The following is a 17,344-nucleotide window of genomic DNA, read 5'->3' on the forward strand; positions in this document are numbered from 1 at the left end:
CGGCGCGGAGGGTCATGGGGACCTCGACGAACTGGATCTGGAGAACGCCACCGACGAGGAACTCTTCGCTCTGATGGACCGCGACGCCTCCCCGTCCGCCTGACCCTTCCGCCGCGCCTTCCCCGACGGCCGCCTTCCCCGACGGCCGCCTTCCCCGACGGCCGCCCGCCCCGGCGGCCGTCGGGCCCCAGCTCGACACCCGGGGCCCTCACCCCGCCACCACCCGTACGACCGCACCTGCGAGAGGCACCGATGTCCAACGACCAGAAGCTCCGCGACTACCTGAAGCGCGCCCTGGCCGACGCGCGCCAGGCCAACCGCCGGCTCGAGGAGGTGGAGCGGGCGAAGCGCGAACCGATCGCGATCGTCGGCATGGCCTGCCGCCTGCCCGGCGGGGTCGCCTCGCCGGAGGACCTCTGGCAGCTGGTGGCGGACGGCGGCGACGCCATCACGGAGTTCCCCGCCGACCGGGGCTGGGACCTCGACGCCCTCTACGACCCGGACCCCGACCATCCCGGCACCTCCTACACCCGGCACGGCGGATTCCTGGACACCACCGCCGAGTTCGACGCCGAGTTCTTCGGCATCTCGCCGCGCGAGGCCCTGGCCACCGACCCGCAGCACCGGCTGCTGCTCGAAACGGCCTGGGAGGCGTTCGAGCGGGCCGGTATCGACCCGACCGCGCTGCGCGGCAGCCGGACGGCGGTGTTCGCGGGCCTGGCCGGGACCGACTACACGCCCCGACTCCACGACGCCCCGGGCGAGTTGGAGGGATACCTGGGCATCGGCGGGCTGGACAGCGTGGCCTCGGGCCGGATCTCCTACACCTTCGGCTTCGAGGGCCCGGCCGTCACGGTCAACACGGCCTGCTCGTCCTCGCTGGTGGCGCTGCACCTGGCCGCGCAGTCGCTGCGCTCCGGCGAGTCGGACCTCGCGCTGGTCGGCGGGGTCAGCGTGATGTCGACGGCGCAGGGCTTCGTCGAGTTCTCCCGGCAGCGCGGCCTGTCCACCGACGGGCGCTGCAAGGCGTTCGCGGCGGGTGCCGACGGGACGGGCTGGGCGGAGGGTGTGGGCCTGCTGCTGGTCGAACGGCTTTCGGACGCACGGCGGTCGGGCCACGAGGTGCTGGCGGTGCTGCGTGGCAGTGCGGTCAACCAGGACGGCGCCTCCAACGGCCTCACCGCCCCCAACGGCCCGGCCCAGCAGCGGGTGATCCGCGCCGCCCTGGCCGACGCCCGGCTGTCCGCCGCCGACGTGCAGACCGTCGAGGCGCACGGCACCGGCACCCGGCTCGGCGACCCGATCGAGGCGCAGGCCATCCTGGCCACCTACGGTCGCGGCCGGCCCGCCGAACAGCCTCTGCTGCTCGGCTCGTTGAAGTCCAACATCGGTCACACCCAGGCGGCGGCCGGGGTGGCGGGCGTGATCAAGTCCGTGCAGGCGATCCGGCACGGCGTGCTGCCGCGCACCCTGCACATCGAGGAGCCGACCCCGTTCGTCAACTGGTCGGTGGGCGCCGTGGAACTGCTCACCGAGTCCCGGGACTGGCCCGCCGTGGACGGTCCGCGCCGGGTCGGCGTCTCGGCCTTCGGTGCGAGCGGCACCAACGCGCACGTGATCATCGAGCAGGCGCCGGTGGAGGAGTCCGTGCCGGTGGGGGTGGTGGTGCCGACGGTGGACGGTGCGTTGCTGCCGTTCGTGGTGTCGGCGCGTTCGCCCGAGGCGTTGCGCGAACAGGGGTCCCGAGTAGCCGAGTTGGCGCTCTCGGCTGATCCGCTGGAGGTCGCCCGGTCCTTGGTCGCCACGCGGGCGGCGTTGGAGGAGCGGGCGGTGGTGCTGGGTGATCCGGCGGCGCTGCGTGATCTCGAGGGTGCGGGTGTGGTGCGGGGGGTGGCGGGTTCGGGTGGTCTGGCGTTCCTGTTCTCGGGTCAGGGTTCTCAGCGGGTCGGTATGGGGCGTGAGTTGTATGCGTCGCAGCCTGTCTTTGCCGAGTCCTTCGACGCGGTGGCGGGGGCGTTGGGGCTGCCGTTGGCCGAGGTGATCACCTCGGGCGAGGGGCTGGACGAGACGGGGTGGACGCAGCCGGCGCTGTTCGCGGTGGAGGTGGCGTTGTTCCGGTTGTTCGAGTCGTGGGGTGTGCGGCCGGACTTCGTGGCGGGTCATTCGATCGGTGAGTTGGCGGCGGCGCATGTGGCGGGGGTGCTGTCGTTGGAGGACGCGGCAGTGCTGGTGGGTGCGCGGGCGCGGTTGATGCAGGCGCTGCCGGGTGGTGGGGCGATGGTGGCGTTGGAGGCGTCGGAGGAGGAGGTCCGGGCCGTTCTGGTGGACGGCGTGGACGGTGTGGACGTCGCCGCTGTCAACGGGCCTCGTTCGGTGGTGGTTTCGGGTGACGAGGCGGCCGTCGAGGAGGTGCGCGAGCATTTCGCGGACCGCCGTACGCGGCGGCTGCGGGTGAGCCACGCGTTCCACTCGGCGCACATGGACGGCATGCTGGAGGAGTTCCTGACCGTCGCACAGGCGCTGACCTTCCACCGGCCGACGATTCCCGTGGTCTCCAACGTCACGGGGAAGGTAGCCACCGTCGAGGAGCTGACCGACCCGGAGTACTGGGTGCGTCAGGTCCGTGGGGCCGTGCGTTTCGCCGACGTGGTCACCACCCTGGCCGCCGAGGGCGCGACGACCTTCGTCGAACTCGGCCCCGACGGCACCCTCGCGGGCCTCGTCGGCGCCATCCTGGACGAGGCCGTCACCGCCGTCCCGGTCCTGCGCCGGGAGCGGCCCGAGGAGCGGACGGCGCTGACGGCGCTCGCCCGGATCCACGTCCAGGGCCACCACGTCGACTGGACCGCCCTGTTGGGCGACGCCCGCCCGTCCGTCGTGCTGCCCACCTACCCGTTCCAGCGCCGCCGCTACTGGCTGGAGCCCGCCGCCCGGACCGGTGACCCCGGGGGCCTCGGCCTGACGCCCACCGGCCACCCGTTGCTCGGCGCGGCGGTCGCCCTGCCCGACGGCGAAGGTGTGCTGCTCACCGGCAGCCTCTCCCTCGCCACCCACCCCTGGCTCGCCGACCACGCCGTCCAGGGGACCGTGATCGTTCCGGGCACCGCCCTGCTGGAATCGGTGGTCCGGGCGGGCGACGAGGTGGGTGCGAGCGCCCTGGACGAGCTGGTGATCGAGGCGCCGTTCGTGCTGCCCGAGCACGGCGCGGTGCACCTGCGGGTGACCGTCGGCGCGCCGGACGCGGTCGGCGCCCGCCGGGTGGCCGTCCACTCGCGGCCCGCCGCGGGTCCGGCGCTCCCGGCGACCCTCGACGACACCTGGACCAGGCACGCGAGCGGCACCCTGCTGGGCGCCCCGCCCGCCGGCCCGGTCGTGAGCCTGGAGCAGTGGCCGCCGACGGGCGCGCAGGCGCTGGACATCGAGCACCTCTACGAGGAACTCGCCGCCGGGGGCCTCGCCTACGGGCCCGCCTTCCGGGGGCTGCGGGCCGCCTGGCGGGACGGCGACACCTTCTACGCCGAGGTCGCGCTGCCCGAGGGCACGGCCGGGGAGGCCGCGAAGTTCGGCCTGCACCCCGCGCTGCTGGACGCGGCCGTCCACATCACCGTGCACCAGCGGCTGGTCGACAGCCCGCCCGGGGTGAGCCGGCTGCCGTTCGCCTACAGCGGGGTGCGGCTGCACGCCGCCGGGGCGAGCGCACTGCGGGTCCGGCTCCGGTACACCGAGCCGGAGGTGCTGGCCGTCGACGTCGCGGACGCCACCGGTGCGCCGGTCGCCTCGGTGGAGGCGCTGCGGGCCCGGCTGGTCTCCGCCGAGCAGCTGGCTCCGGCGGGCGGCGTCGACCGTGACACGCTCTTCGGGCTCGACTGGCCGGAGGTGGCGCTCGCGGGTGCTTCGGTGCCGCTGGGGGAGGTGCTGCGGGTCGACGGGGGCGTGCCGGAGACCCTGGCGGCGCTCCAGTCCTGGCTGGCGCAGGACGACGGCGCGGGTGCGCCGCTGGTGGTGCTGACGCGGCAGGCCGTGGCCGTCGACGAGTCGGAGGCGCCGGAGCTGACCGCCGCCCCGGTGTGGGGTCTGGTGCGTTCCGCGCAGTCGGAGAACCCGGGCCGGATCGTGCTGGTCGACACCGACGGCACCGACGCCTCGGAGGCCGCGCTCGGCGCGGCGGTGGCCGGTGGCGAACCGCAGCTGGCGTTGCGCGAGGGCCGGGTGCGGGTGCCGCGTCTGGTCCGGGTCGCCGTCCCGGAGGCTCCGGCGCGGGACTGGGACCCGGAGGGCACGGTGCTGATCACCGGTGGCACCGGGACCCTCGGTGCCCTGCTGGCCCGGCATCTGGTCGCCGAGCGCGGTGTGCGTCGTCTGCTGCTGCTGTCCCGCCGTGGCACGGACGCGCCGGGCGCGGCCGAACTGCGGGACGAACTGACCGCCCTGGGTGCGAGGGTGACGATCGCGGCGGCCGACACCGCCGACCGCGAGGCGCTTGCCGCCGCGATCGCGGCCGTCCCGTCGGCGCATCCGCTGACCGCCGTGGTCCACACGGCCGGCGTGGTCGACGACGGTGTGCTGACCGCTCTCACCCCGGAGCGCCTGGCGGCCGTCTGGGCGCCGAAGGCCGACGGCGCCCGTCACCTGCACGAGCTGACCCGTTCCCACGACCTGGCCGCGTTCGTCCTCTACTCCTCCGTCGCCGCCACCCTCGGCGGCCCGGGGCAGGCGAGCTACGCCGCCGCGAACACCTACCTGGACGCCCTCGCCGCCCACCGGCGCAGCATCGGCCTGCCCGCCCAGTCCCTGGCCTGGGGGCAGTGGGCCGAGGCCAGCGGCATCACCGAACACCTCACCGAGGCGGACCTCCACCGGGCCGCGCGCGCCGGACTTCGGCCGATCCCGACCGAGCGCGGGACGGCCCTGTTCGACGCGGCCGAGCGGGTCGACGCCGGCTTCCTGGTCGCCGTCCCGTTCGACCTGGCCGCCGTCCGGGCGCAGCGGGAGGTGCCACCGCTGCTGCGCGGACTGGTTCCGCCGGCCCGCCGCACCGCCGGTGCGGCGTCCCCGGCCGTCGCGGCGCCGACCGTGCTGCCCCGGCTCGCGGCGCTGGGCGAGGAGGAGCGGATCGCGGCCGTCCTGGATCTGGTCCGTACCGAGGTCGCGGCCGTGCTCGGCAGCGAGCCGGGCGCGGTGCCGCCGGGGAAGGCGTTCAACGACCTGGGTCTCGACTCGCTGAGCGCCGTCGAGCTGCGCAACCGGATCACCGCCGCCACCGGCCTGCGGCTGCCCCCGACGGTGACCTTCGACCACCCGGACCCGACCGAACTCTCCACCCACCTTTCGGAGTTGATCTCCCGGGCCGGGGACGAAGCGTTCGCCGCGGCAGCCGGAAGCGCGGGCACCGGGGGAGCCGGTGAGGTGGACGATCCCAGGAACCCGCTGTCCACGCTCTACCGCCGCCTCGCGGCCCGGGGCGGCTTCCCGGAGGCTTCGGCACTGATCGGCGTCGCCTCCAGCCTGCGGGACCGCTTCGGCGCGGAGGAGCGCGCCGAGCGCGCGCCCAAGCCGATCCGGCTCGCCACCGGGGACGGTGAGTTGGCCGTCGTCGCCTTCCCGGCGCTGAGCGCGATCTCCGGCCCGCACGAGTACGCCCGGCTCGGCCACGCCTTCGAGGGCGAGCGGGACGTCTTCGTCGTCCCCTCCCCGGGCTGGGACCCGTCCGACCTGCTTCCCGACAACATCGACACCTACCTCACCATGCAGACCGAGACGGTGCTCGAACTCCTCGGCGACGAGCGTCCGTTCGTCATCGTCGGCCGCTCGATGGGCGGCTGCGTCGCGCACGCCGTCGCCGAACGGCTGGAGGCGCGCGGCCGGTCGGTGGCGGGGCTGGTCCTGGTCGACTCGTACCCGATGGACAGCGCGACGCGCGAGGGCATGGGGGAGTGGTGGCTGCAATCGATGCTCGGCGGGATGATCGACCGGATCGAGCAGTACGACATGGTCTGGAGCGACGCCAGCCTCACCGCCATGGGCGGCTACAACAACGTGTTCGCGGGCTGGCAGCCCGCGCCGCTCACCGCGCCGATCCTGGCGCTGCGGGCGGACACCCCGCTGCGCGGCATGGTCGTCGACCCCACGGAACGCGAGGACTGGCGGGCGTACTGGCCCGTTCCGCACGAGGCCCGGGACATACCCGGTGACCACTTCACCGTGCTGGAGCACCGCACCGGGACGACCGCGGACGCCGTCCGGCAGTGGCTCGAAGGCATCGAGCGGCCCGCCTCCTGAGCCACCGGCCCCACCGGCCCCACCGGCCCCCACCGGCCCCCACCGCGCAGCACGAGCTGCCGAGGTGCCCACGAGAACCGCGGGCACCACCGATCCCCTGAGGAAGGAAACAGGCATGACCCACCCCGTAGTACTGGTCACCGGCGCGGCGTCGGGCATCGGCGAGGCGACGACGCGGCTGTTCGCCGAGCGGGGCCACCGCGTGGTCGCCGTGGACGTCGACAGGGCCGGTCTGGAGGCGCTCGCCGACCTCGACGGCGTCGTGACCCTGGCCGGTGACGTGTCGTCGGAGGAGACCAACGTCCGCGCGGTCGCGCTCGCCCAGGAGCGGTGGGGGCGGCTGGACGCGGCGGTCCTGAACGCCGGGACGGGCGGCGGCGGGCCGTTGGAGGCGCCGGGCGCGGTCGACCGCTTCGACCGCCTGTTCCAGGTCAACGTGCGCAGCGTGGTGCTCGGCATCCGCGCCGCCGTGCCGGCGCTGCGGGAGGCCGGCGGCGGGGCGATCGTCGCCACCTCCTCGGTGTCCGGCCTGCGCGGCGACCCGGGGACCTGGGCGTACAACGCGACCAAGGCGGCGGTGATCAACCTGGTCCGCGCCACGGCCATCGACTACGCGGCGCAGGGCATCCGGATCAACGCGATCGCGCCCGGCGGCACGGTGACCGGTCTGACGGCCGGGCAGGTCGCCGACCCGGAGTTCTCGGCCTACATCACCCGCCGGATCCCGGCCCAGCGCTGGGGAAAGGCACGCGAACAGGCCGAGGTGGTCTGGTTCCTGGCCTCCCCGGCGGCCTCGTACGTCACCGGGGTCACCGTCCCCGTCGACGGCGGGCTGAGCGCCAACGGCGGCATCCTGCTCCCGCCGCCGGCCCCGCCCCGCTGAACCGCACCGCCCCGCTGAACCGCCCCACCCCACTGAACCGCCCCACCCCACTGAACCGCACCCACGCACCACCACCGATTCCGGTCCACCCCGTTTTTCCGTCTGACGAAGAGAGCGAGAAATCATGAGCATCGAGGCGAACAAGGCCCTGGTCGAGCGGTACTACCACGAGCTGGTCACCGGGCAGCGGGTCGAGCTGCTGGAGGAGCTGGTCGCCGCGGACGCCGCCGACGAGACCCGGGTCGGCCCGGGCGGCAGCGGCACCCGCGCGGACTTCGAGGAGCACCTGCGCTGGCTGTGGCAGAACGTCCGCGACGTGAAGGCCACCGTGGAGGACCTGGTGGCCGAGGGGGACCGGGTGATCGCGTTCTGGCGGATCGAGGGCACCCACGTCGGGCCGATCTTCGGCGTGCCGGCCACCGGGCGGTCCTTCGTGGGCCACAGCATCAGCTGGCTGACGGTGCGGGACAACAAGGTCGTCCGCTACAACGTGCTCCCGGACCGCCTGGGCATCGTCCAGCAGCTGGCCCCGGCCATCGTCTGACCCTCCCCTCCCGACCCGGGCCCGGCCGCTTCCTGCTCCCCTTCGGCCGGGCCCGGCCCCGTCCCCACCGAGCACCCACTGCCGAAGCACCGCAACCACCACAACCCTCAGGAGCCCGCCCATGACGACCGGCCCGACCCCGGCCGACGCCGAGGAGCTGCGCCAGCTGCTCGCCCGTTTCTCGCACGCCTTCGACAACGCCGACGCGCAGGCGCTGGCCGAGGTGTTCGCCGAGGACGGGGTGATCGAACTCACCCGCACCGGTGCGGTGTTCACCGGCCTGGAGAAGATCCGGGTGTTCGCCCGCGACCTCGGCCCGGAGCACCCGGACCACCAGACCCTGGACTCGGTCTTCACCGTCGACGAGGACGGCACCGCCCGCGGCCGCAGCCGCTACCTGGCGATCCTGCCGGACGGCAGCGTCCACAACGGCGACTACTTCGACGTGTACACCCGGACCCCGGACGGCTGGCGGATCGCCCACCGCCGCTCCGTCCCCCGCTACCCGCGCCAGCGCCACCACCGCGACTGACCCCCCGGTACCACCCCCCGGTACCACCCCCCGGTACCACCACCCGGCACCACCACCCGGCGGGTGCGCCCGGACGACGGTCCGGGCGCACCCGCCGGCGCACGTCACCGGCCCGTGTCACCGGTGCACGTCACCGACCCGTGTCGCCCGACCGCGCCGCAGCCCCGGACCCCGTCCCGGGGGCGAACCCGGTGCCCTGGTCGGCGAACACCCTGATCGCGGCACCCAGGAACTCCACCAGCCCGGCGTGGTAGGAATCGTGGAACGCCCTCATGCCCTCGTCCTCGGCGTAGAAGAGCGCCATGCCGACGTAGGCCTCCCTGGAGGGGGTGTAGAACCGGCAGGCTATGTCGAAGTGCCTGCGGACGAGCTCCTGGACCTTCTGCTCCCCGGGCAGGGCGCCGTCGTTCAGGCAGACCGTGATCTCCCGGTACAGGGCGTCCCAGTCCCGGTGGACCCGATCCCTGTCCACGTGTTCCCAGTCGTTGGTCCCGGCCAGGCTCCTCACCTGCTCCTCGGCCAACGACCGGCGACACTCGTCCTCGTAACTGTTCCCCATGGCACCGGTTCCCGTCGTACCTCTGCCTCGTCGGAGGATCCCGAAGAGGCCGCCGACCTGCCGACATCGACCGACGGTCGATGATCAACTGTCGATCCAGGCCGAACGGTGACAGACACCCACCGGGGCGGCAAGCCATTTTCCTGGCCCCCGCTCGGAGGGCCTAAGGGTGCGCTAGGGGTCCGGTAGGGGTTCACCGCCCCCGGCCCGCCGCTAGCGTCGCGGTATTCCTCCCAGCCACCCCTCGTACCCCGACGGAGTCACCAGCATGGCCATCACCGGGCCCCGGCCCCTTCCGCTGCTCGCCGCCCTCACCGCCGGGGCGCTGCTCCTGGCGGGCTGCAGCTCCGGCACCGGCTCCGGCTCCGGTGCGGCCGCGACGGCCGGCGCCGGTGCCGGAATCGACGAGAAGCCGGTCCAGGGCGGTGCGCTGACCTACGCCACCGACGTCGAGCCGATCTCCTTCGACATCCACGTCAGCCAGCAGGACATCACCGGCGCCATCCAGCGCAACGTCTTCGACTCGCTCGTCCACCAGGACGACAAGGGCGAGTTCCAGCCCTGGCTGGCCAAGTCCTGGGAGATCGCGCCGGACCTCAAGAGCTACACCTTCCACCTGCGCGAGGACGTCAAGTTCACCGACGGCACGGTGTTCGACGCCGAGGCGGTGAAGGCCAACTTCGACCGGATCGTCGCCAAGGAGACCAAGTCCCAGTACGCGGCCAGCCTGCTCGGCCCCTACACGGGCACCGAGGTGATCGACCCGCACACGGTCAAGGTGTCCTTTGCCGAGCCGTTCGCGCCCTTCCTCCAGGCCGCCGGCACCGCCTACCTCGGCTTCTACTCCCCGAAGGCCATCAAGGAGAACGGCGCCAAGCTCGGCGCGGGCGGCCCGGCCGACGTCGGCACCGGCCCGTTCGTCTTCACCGGCTACACCAAGGGCCAGAGCGCCGTCTTCACCCGCAACCCGGACTACAACTGGGCGCCGCCGAGCGCCAACCACCAGGGCCCCGCCTACCTGGAGAAGCTCACCATCCGCTTCCTGACCGAGGACTCGGTCCGGGTCGGCGCGCTCAGCAGCGGACAGGTGCAGGTCGCCGAGCCGATCCCGCCGGCCGACGTGCGCACCGTCCAGGGCGACCCGAAGCTGCGCACCCTCGCCACCGACGCGCCCGGCGCCAACTACGCGCTGGTGCTCAACACCACCAAGGCGCCGCTGGACGACCCGAAGGTCCGCAAGGCGGTGCAGCGCGGCATCGACCTCGACACCGACATCCAGTCCGTCTACTTCGGCGTCTACAAGCGGGCCTGGAGCCCGATCGCGCCGAGCACGCCGTACTACGACAAGTCGCTGGAGAAGTCCTGGCCGTACGACCGGGCGGCGGCCGAGAAGGCGCTCGACGAGGCCGGCTGGACGGCCCGTGACGGCGAGGGCTACCGCACCAAGGACGGCAAGCGGCTCTCGCTGGAGTGGCCGCTGCCGCCCGCCGAGTACGTCCGCGAGCAGCGCGAGACCCTCGGCCAGGCGATCCAGGCGGACCTGAAGAAGATCGGCGTCGAGGTCACCCGCCCCCGGCTCGACATCGGCACCTACATCGGCAACGTCTACGGCGGCAAGGAGCACATCGCCGACTACAGCTGGGCCCGCTTCGACCCGGACGTGCTGCGGCTCTACTTCCACAGCGCCAGCAAGCCGTCCACCGGCGGCCAGAACGCCACCTTCTACCAGGACGCCCAGCTCGACGAGTGGACCACCACGGGCAAGGGCACGTTCGACAAGGCCGTCCGCCAGGACGTCTACACCAGGACGCAGCAGCGGGCGATCGAGCTCGGGCTGATCGTCCCCCTGTATGTGCGCACCGCCGTGGTCGGCGCCGCCGCCAAGGTCCGCGGGCTCACCGCCGACCCCAACACCTGGCTCGCCTTCCACGACGCCTGGATCGCCAAGTGAGCACCGGAACCACCGGGTTCGCGGAGCCGGCGGCCACGCCGGCGCCGGCCCGCGGCGGCGCCCCGCGCCTGCTGCGGGCCGCCGCGCGACGGCTGCTCGGCGCCGCCGCCGTCCTGCTCGGCGCCGCCACCATCGCCTTCGCGGCGCTCCAACTGGTCCCCGGCGACCCGGTCACCGTGATGCTCGGCCCCGGCACCGCCGCCACCCCCGAGGTCAAGGCGGCGATCCAGGAGCAGTACGGCCTGGACCGGCCGGTGCCCGTGCAGTACTTCACCTACCTGGGTCACCTGCTCACCGGCGACCTCGGCGAGTCCTACCAGTTGCAGCGACCGGTCGCCGACCTGATCGGCGACCAGCTCGGCCCGACCGTCCAACTCGGCACGGCCGCACTCGGCCTGGCCGCCCTGCTGGCCCTGCTCGCGGCGGTCGGCACAGCCGGCCGCCGGCCCGCCCTGCGCGCGCTCAGCTCGCTCGCCGAACTGCTCGCCGTGTCCAGCCCCTCCTACTGGATCGGGATCCTGCTGCTCACCGCGTTCTCCTTCCAGCTGCGGGTGTTCCCGGTGGCTGGGGACGGCGGCGTGGCCGCGCTGGTACTGCCCGCCGTGACGCTGGCCCTGCCCGTCGCCGGGATGCTCGCGCAGGTGCTGCGGGAGGGACTGGAGACGGCGCTCGGGCAGCCGTTCGTGCTCACCGCCCGTTCCCGGGGCGTGGGTTCGGCCGCCGTGGTGCTGCGTCACGCGCTGCGGCACGCGGCGGTGCCGGTGGTCACCCTCACCGGCTGGCTGACCGGATCGCTGCTCGGCGGGGCGGTGCTGGTCGAGTCGGTGTTCGGTCGCCCCGGCATCGGCGCGCTGACCCTCCAGGCGACCACCAACAAGGACCTGCCGCTGGTGATCGGGCTGGTGCTGCTCTCCGCCCTGGTCTTCGTGGTGATCTCCACCCTCGTCGACCTGCTCTACCTCGTTGTCGACCCACGGCTGAGGACCGACTGAACCGCCATGGCCCACACCACTGTTGACCCAGCCCCCGGTCCCGACGCCGCGCCCGACGCCGCGCTCCTCAAGACGCCGGAAACGCCGACGCCGGAAGCCCCGGCCCCGGCCGCGCCCGCCCGTCGGCGGCCCCCGCTCACCCTCCTCCTCGCCCTGGCCGCGCTCGCCCTGCTGCTGCTCGCCGCGCTCGCCCCCGGTCTGCTCAGCTCCGCCTCACCCATCGAGACCCACCCGGTCGAGGCGCTCACCCCGCCCGGCGCCGCGCACTGGTTCGGCACCGACCAGCTGGGCCGCGACCTGTTCGCCCGCGTCCTGCACGGCGCCCGGCCGTCCCTGCTGCTCGGCCTCGGCGCCACCGCCTTCGCGATCACCGGCGGCACCCTGCTCGGCCTCGCCGCCGCACTCGGCGGACGCTGGGCGGACCAGATCCTGATGCGCCTCGCCGACGTCCTGCTCTCGCTGCCGCCGATCCTGCTCGCCCTGCTGGCCGTGACCGTGCTCGGCACCGGCTCGCTCAACGTGATGCTCGCCATCGCGATCGCCTTCGTGCCCGGCTACGCCCGGATCGTGCGCGCCGAGACCCTGGTGGTCCGCCGCTCCGGGTACGTGGAGGCGGCGGTCGGACTCGGCCTGCCGCGCCCGCTGCTGATCGTCCGGCACGTGCTGCCGAACGCCGTCGGGCCGATGCTGGTACTCGCCACCGTCGGCTTCGGCACCGCGCTGATCGCCGCCGCCGGGCTCAGCTTCCTCGGCCTCGGCCCGCAGCCGCCCAGCCCCGAATGGGGCGCGATGCTCTCCCAGGGGCGGCGCTTCCTCGCCACCGCCTGGTGGGTCGGCGTCTTCCCGGGCGCCGCGATCACCGCGACGGCCCTCGTCGTCAACGTCCTCGGCCGCCGCGCCCAGGCCCGCTTCACCCGGAGGACCGACGCATGACGCACCCCGCCGCCCCCGTGGTGCCGAGCACCCCGACGCCGCTGCTCTCCGTCGAGGGCCTCGACGTGCGCTTCGGCCCGGTGCACGCCGTCCAGGACGTCTCCTTCACCGTCGACCGGGGCGAGTGCCTGGCCGTGGTCGGCGAGTCCGGCTCCGGCAAGAGCGTCACCGCCCGCACCCTGGTCGGCCTCACCGGCGCCGGCGGACGCGTCCCCGCCGCCGTCTCCGCCCGCCGGCTCGCCTTCGACGGCCTCGACCTCGGCACCCTCACCGAGGCCCGCTGGCGGGAGGTGCGCGGGCGGCGGATCGGCCTGGTCCTCCAGGACGCCCTGGTCTCGCTCGACCCGCTGCGCACCGTCGGCGCCGAGATCGCCGAACCGCTGCGGGTCCACCGCCTCGCCGCCCGCGCCGAACTCCCCGCCCGGGTCCGCTCCCTGCTCGAACGCACCGGCGTCCCCGAACCGGAACGCCGCGCGGCCCAGTACGCCCACCAGCTCTCCGGCGGCCTGCGCCAGCGCGCGCTGATCGCCTCCGCCCTCGCCGCCGAACCGGACCTGCTGATCGCCGACGAGCCGACCACGGCCCTGGACGTCACCGTCCAGGCCCAGGTCCTCGACCTGCTCGACGAACTCCGCGGCTGGGGCACCGCGCTGCTGCTGATCAGCCATGACCTGTCGGTGGTCGGCCGCCTCGCGGACCGGGTGGCGGTGATGTTCGGCGGCCGGATCGTCGAGACCGGCCCCGCCGAGCGCCTGCTCGCCGAACCGCGCCACCCCTACACCCGCGCCCTGCTCGCCGCCGTCCCCGGCGCCCGCACCCGGGGCACCCGGCTCGCCCCGGAACCGGCCGGCCGCCCCGCCCCCGCCCCCGGCGGCTGCCCCTACGCGGCCCGCTGCGCCGCCGCCGACGACACCTGCCGCAGCACCCTCCCGCCGGTCGACGCGCTCGGCTCGCGGTGCTGGCACCCGACCGCCGCCGCGGCCGTTGCCTCTCTTTCCGTCCGTGAGCCCGATCCGGCCCCGCCCGCCGTCCTCGACGGTCCCGAGGCCACCCCCGTCCTCGACGTCGACCGGATCGGCCGCTCCTTCGCCGGCCGGCCCGTCGTCCGGGACGTCTCCTTCCGACTCCACCCCGGCGAGACGCTCGGCCTGGTCGGCGAGTCCGGGTCCGGCAAGACCACCACGGCCCGGATCGTGCTCGGCCTGGAACGCCCCGACACCGGCACCGTCCGGCTCGACGGCCGCCCGTGGAGCGCGCTCACCGAACGGCGCCGACGGGCCGACCGGCTGCGCATCCAGGCCGTCCAGCAGGACCCGCTCGGCTCCTTCGACCCGCGCTTCACCGTCGAGCGCCTGGTCGCCGAGGCCGTCGCCCGCACCGGGGTCCCGCGTGGCGACGCCCGCCGTCAGCGGGTCACCGAACTGCTCGACCAGGTCGGCCTGCCGGCCGCCCTGCTGGCCCGCCGCCCGACCGAACTCTCCGGCGGCCAGCGCCAACGCGTCGCCATCGCCCGGGCACTGGCCCCGGCACCGGCTCTGCTGGTCTGCGACGAACCGGTCTCCGCGCTCGACCTCTCGGTGCAGGCGCAGATCCTCGACCTGCTCGCCGACCTGCGCCGCGAACTGGGCCTCGCCCTGCTGTTCATCTCGCACGACCTCGGCGTGGTCCAGCACCTCGCCGACCGGGTCGCGGTGATGAAGGACGGCCGGCTCGTCGAGACCGCCCCCGTCGACCGGCTCTTCGCGGAGCCCGCCGACCCCTACACCCGCCGACTGCTCGCCGCCACCGCCCCCGTCGGGGCCACCCGGTGAACGCGCCGAACCTGCTCGCGGTCGCCGACCTGCACGTCGGCCACGCCGGCAACCGCGCCGTCCTGGAGGCGCTGCGCCCGGCCACCGACCAGGACTGGCTGATCGTGGCCGGCGACGTCGCCGAACGCTTCGACGAGATCGCCGGGGCCCTGGAACTCCTCGCCGGCCGCTTCGCCCGAGTGGTCTGGGCACCCGGCAACCACGAGCTCTGGACCCTCCCGGACGACCCGGTCCGGCTGCGCGGCGACGCCCGCTACCGCGCGCTCGTCGAAGCCTGCCGGGGCCTCGGCGTGCTGACCCCCGAGGACCCGTACGCACTGTGGCCGGGACCGGACGGCCCGGTCGCCGTCGCCCCGCTGTTCCTGCTGTACGACTACACCTTCCGCCCGCGCGGCACCGCCACCAAGGACGCCGCCCTCGCCGCCGCGCATGCCGCCGGGGTCGTCTGCACGGATGAACTCCTGCTCCACGCCGACCCGTTCCCGGATCGGGAGAGCTGGTGCCAGGCCAGGCTGGCCGTCACCGAGCGCCGGCTGGCCGCCCTCGACCCGGCGCTGCCGACCGTGCTGGTCAACCACTTCCCGCTCCGCCGGGAGCCGACGTACTTGCTGCGCCACCCCGAGTTCGCCCTCTGGTGCGGCACCGAGCACACGGCCGACTGGCACCGCCGCTTCCACGCCGTGGCCGTGGTCTACGGCCACCTCCACATCCCGCGCACGGTGCGCGCGGACGGCGTCCCGTTCCACGAGGTCTCGCTCGGCTACCCGCACGAGTGGTCCCGCCGGGGCGTCGTCCCGTCCCCCCTGCACCGCGTCCTCCCTGCGCCGCTCCGTTCCTCGTCGCCCACCCTCCGGCCCTTGGTGGGACCCGCCGTGCGGCTCTAGCCGATCAGACGGAGCCGAACTCGCCCACCTGAACGGCGGCGACGAAGGACCGCCAGGCGTCGGAGGGGAAGGCGAGGACGGGACCGGAGGGGTCCTTGGAGTCACGGACGGGGACGAGACCGGGAACGTCGGGCGCGACCTCGACGCAGCTTCCGCCGTTGTTGCTGTAGGAACTCTTGCGCCAGCTCACAGGAGTCATGCCACCTACAGTAGCTCGGACGCCTCAACACGTGGACCCCGATCGGAAATCCGGTCGGGGCCCAGGAGTTGGTTCGTGTCAGACCGTGCCGAACTCGCCTGCCTGCACGCTGGTGACGAACGACCGCCAAGCGTCGGCGGGGAAGGCGAGGACGGGGCCGGAGGGGTCTTTGGAGTCACGGACGGGGACGAGGCCGGGGACGTCGGGGGAGACCTCGACGCAGGTCCCGCCGTTGTTGCTGTAAGTACTCTTGCGCCAGCTCACAGGAGTCATGCAACCCACGGTAGCAAGCGGTCCTCAACTCATGGGCTCCGAACGGTAATTCTTTCGGGGCCCAGGTGTCGGTTCAGGTCAGACCATGCCGAATTCGTCTGCCTGCACGGCGGCGACGAACGACCGCCAGGCATCGGAGGGGAAGAGGAGAGCGGGGCCGGACGGGTCCTTGGAGTCGCGGACCGGGATGAGACCAGGGAAGTCGGGGGCAACCTCGATGCAGTTGCCGCCGTTCTGGCTGTAGGAACTCTTGCGCCAGCTCACAGGGGTCATGCGACTCACGGTAGCAAGTACGCTCAACGCCTGGGCCCCGACCGTAAATCTGGTCGGGGCCCAGGTGTCGGTTCAGGTCAGGCGGTGCCGAACTCGCCCGCCTGCACACTGGCGACGAAGGCGCGCCAGGCGTTGGCGGGGAAGAGGAGGGAGGGGCCTTGCGGGTCCTTGGAATCTCGAACCGGCATGACATCGGTGTAGCCATCGGCGACCTCGATGCACCCGCCCCCACCATCGCTGTGTGAACTCTTGCGCCACTCGGCGCCGGATAGATCAACGTGCATGGCGTTCAAGTTCCTTCCGTACCTCATGGATCATGGTCAGGCTGTCCGCCCGGGGAAGTGCGTCAACCTGAAGTCGATCGTACTTTCTAGCCCAGGCCGCGACGGCTTCGGCATCCTGCTCCAGGTAGCCCCGTTGAAGCGTCTCGGTGTACCCGACCATCGCGCGATTCGGCAGCGTCAAGAGGGTGACCGCGTGCGAGAGGGGGCGCTCCTCGCCCAGGCCGTACGGCGCGATCTGCAGGACGACGTTCGGTCGGGCCGCCAGCTCCATCAGGTAGGTGAGTTGCTGCGCCATGACGGCAGCGCCGCCGATCGGACGGCGAAGAACGCCTTCGTCCAGCACGGCATGGATCGTCAGTGTCCGCTCCAGCAACTTCTGTCGCACAGCGAGAACTCGGAGTCGCTCGTCCGCCTGAGCACGAGTGGCCTCGCCGCGCCGCACGATCGCGGCCTCGTATGCCGCAGAGTAGTCCTGATGTTGGAGGACGCCAGGCACCAGGCCCGTTGCGAAGAACCTTATGCAGATCGCCTCGCGCTCCTTGGTGGCGTACTCGGGGAATCCCGGGATGAGGGCTCCGTTCTTCCAGCTCCACCACAGCAGCTCCAGCGCCCCGCCGGCTGTCAGCGCCTCGTCGGCCCGCTGGACGAACTTTAAGCTCGGGGCCTGCTTTGCCGTCTCCACGTTCGAGATGTAGACGCTGGAGTATCGAACTAGGGTGCCGAGTTCGACCTGAGTCAGTCCTCGCGCCTCACGCAACCTGCGAAGTTGAACCGCGAAGGCGGCAAGCGGAGATGACGTCGGGTCAAGTGCAATGCGCTTCAAGATCGCCCCACTTAAAGCAGCGTGGACTAGAGAGTTAAAGACCTTCCGATCGTAGCTCCTCCGGCCCCACCATGGATACGGGTCGTAGCGATCCCAATGCACAGCGCAACCAATGGAGCCCCCA

Annotated in this window: 15 protein-coding genes; 9 read left to right on the forward strand and 6 right to left on the reverse strand. The window is 73.3% G+C overall.

Features of this window, described 5'->3' with window-relative positions; all coding sequences use genetic code 11:
- The first annotated feature begins 99 nt into the window (after positions 1–99).
- The 4 genes from SM793_RS30165 (at position 100) to SM793_RS30180 (ending at position 8,238) form a co-directional block, all read left to right on the forward strand.
- Positions 100–6,279, forward strand: a complete 6,180-nt coding sequence (locus SM793_RS30165; protein WP_413816066.1) for an SDR family NAD(P)-dependent oxidoreductase — start codon at positions 100–102, stop codon at positions 6,277–6,279.
- Positions 6,280–6,394: 115 nt separating this feature from the next.
- Complete coding sequence (locus tag SM793_RS30170; protein WP_320441481.1) at positions 6,395–7,162, forward strand: SDR family oxidoreductase; 768 nt, start codon at positions 6,395–6,397, stop codon at positions 7,160–7,162.
- Positions 7,163–7,286: 124 nt separating this feature from the next.
- Complete coding sequence (locus SM793_RS30175; protein ID WP_320441482.1) at positions 7,287–7,706, forward strand: ester cyclase; 420 nt, start codon at positions 7,287–7,289, stop codon at positions 7,704–7,706.
- A gap of 121 nt (positions 7,707–7,827) precedes the next feature.
- On the forward strand, positions 7,828–8,238 hold the full coding sequence (locus tag SM793_RS30180) for a nuclear transport factor 2 family protein (protein WP_320441483.1): 411 nt from the start codon (positions 7,828–7,830) through the stop codon (positions 8,236–8,238).
- Positions 8,239–8,368: 130 nt separating this feature from the next.
- Here SM793_RS30180 and SM793_RS30185 read toward each other — a convergent pair whose 3' ends face one another.
- Entirely contained in the window at positions 8,369–8,797 is a 429-nt protein-coding gene (locus SM793_RS30185; protein WP_320441484.1) for a TipAS antibiotic-recognition domain-containing protein, read from the reverse strand.
- A 268-nt stretch (positions 8,798–9,065) separates the two neighbouring features.
- On the opposite strand from SM793_RS30185, the gene SM793_RS30190 reads away from it, so the two are divergent.
- From SM793_RS30190 to SM793_RS30210, 5 genes are read left to right on the forward strand one after another with little or no spacing between them, the layout of a single operon-like run.
- Entirely contained in the window at positions 9,066–10,748 is a 1,683-nt protein-coding gene (locus SM793_RS30190; RefSeq protein ID WP_320441485.1) for an ABC transporter substrate-binding protein, read from the forward strand.
- A complete protein-coding gene (locus SM793_RS30195; protein WP_320441486.1) occupies positions 10,745–11,740 on the forward strand; it encodes an ABC transporter permease in 996 nt (331 codons plus the stop codon). The genes SM793_RS30190 and SM793_RS30195 overlap by 4 nt, the downstream gene beginning before the upstream one ends.
- Before the next feature lie 6 nt (positions 11,741–11,746).
- A complete protein-coding gene (locus tag SM793_RS30200; RefSeq protein ID WP_320441487.1) occupies positions 11,747–12,673 on the forward strand; it encodes an ABC transporter permease in 927 nt (308 codons plus the stop codon).
- Positions 12,670–14,484 carry an ABC transporter ATP-binding protein gene (locus SM793_RS30205; RefSeq protein ID WP_320441488.1) on the forward strand — a complete coding sequence of 605 codons (1,815 nt, stop codon included), beginning with the start codon at positions 12,670–12,672 and terminating at the stop codon, positions 14,482–14,484. Before SM793_RS30200 ends, SM793_RS30205 begins: the two co-directional genes overlap by 4 nt.
- A complete protein-coding gene (locus tag SM793_RS30210; RefSeq protein WP_320441489.1) occupies positions 14,481–15,368 on the forward strand; it encodes a metallophosphoesterase in 888 nt (295 codons plus the stop codon). Before SM793_RS30205 ends, SM793_RS30210 begins: the two co-directional genes overlap by 4 nt.
- A gap of 4 nt (positions 15,369–15,372) precedes the next feature.
- On the opposite strand, the gene SM793_RS30215 is transcribed toward SM793_RS30210, so the two are convergent.
- From SM793_RS30215 to SM793_RS30235, 5 genes are all read right to left on the reverse strand, one after another.
- A complete protein-coding gene (locus tag SM793_RS30215; protein ID WP_320441490.1) occupies positions 15,373–15,567 on the reverse strand; it encodes a DUF397 domain-containing protein in 195 nt (64 codons plus the stop codon).
- 78 nt (positions 15,568–15,645) lie between these two features.
- Entirely contained in the window at positions 15,646–15,840 is a 195-nt protein-coding gene (locus SM793_RS30220) for a DUF397 domain-containing protein (protein WP_320441491.1), read from the reverse strand.
- 78 nt (positions 15,841–15,918) lie between these two features.
- Positions 15,919–16,113: a DUF397 domain-containing protein gene (locus SM793_RS30225; protein ID WP_320441492.1), complete on the reverse strand. Its 195-nt coding sequence runs from the start codon at positions 16,111–16,113 to the stop codon at positions 15,919–15,921.
- Positions 16,114–16,190: 77 nt separating this feature from the next.
- Entirely contained in the window at positions 16,191–16,424 is a 234-nt protein-coding gene (locus tag SM793_RS30230; protein ID WP_320441493.1) for a DUF397 domain-containing protein, read from the reverse strand.
- Positions 16,387–17,344, reverse strand: a 958-nt coding sequence (locus SM793_RS30235; protein WP_320441494.1) for a helix-turn-helix transcriptional regulator, incomplete at its 5' end; no start/stop codon positions are given. The genes SM793_RS30230 and SM793_RS30235, both read right to left, overlap by 38 nt.

Source organism: Kitasatospora purpeofusca (genome assembly GCF_034043715.1).
In the GTDB taxonomy this organism is placed as follows: domain Bacteria; phylum Actinomycetota; class Actinomycetes; order Streptomycetales; family Streptomycetaceae; genus Kitasatospora; species Kitasatospora purpeofusca_A.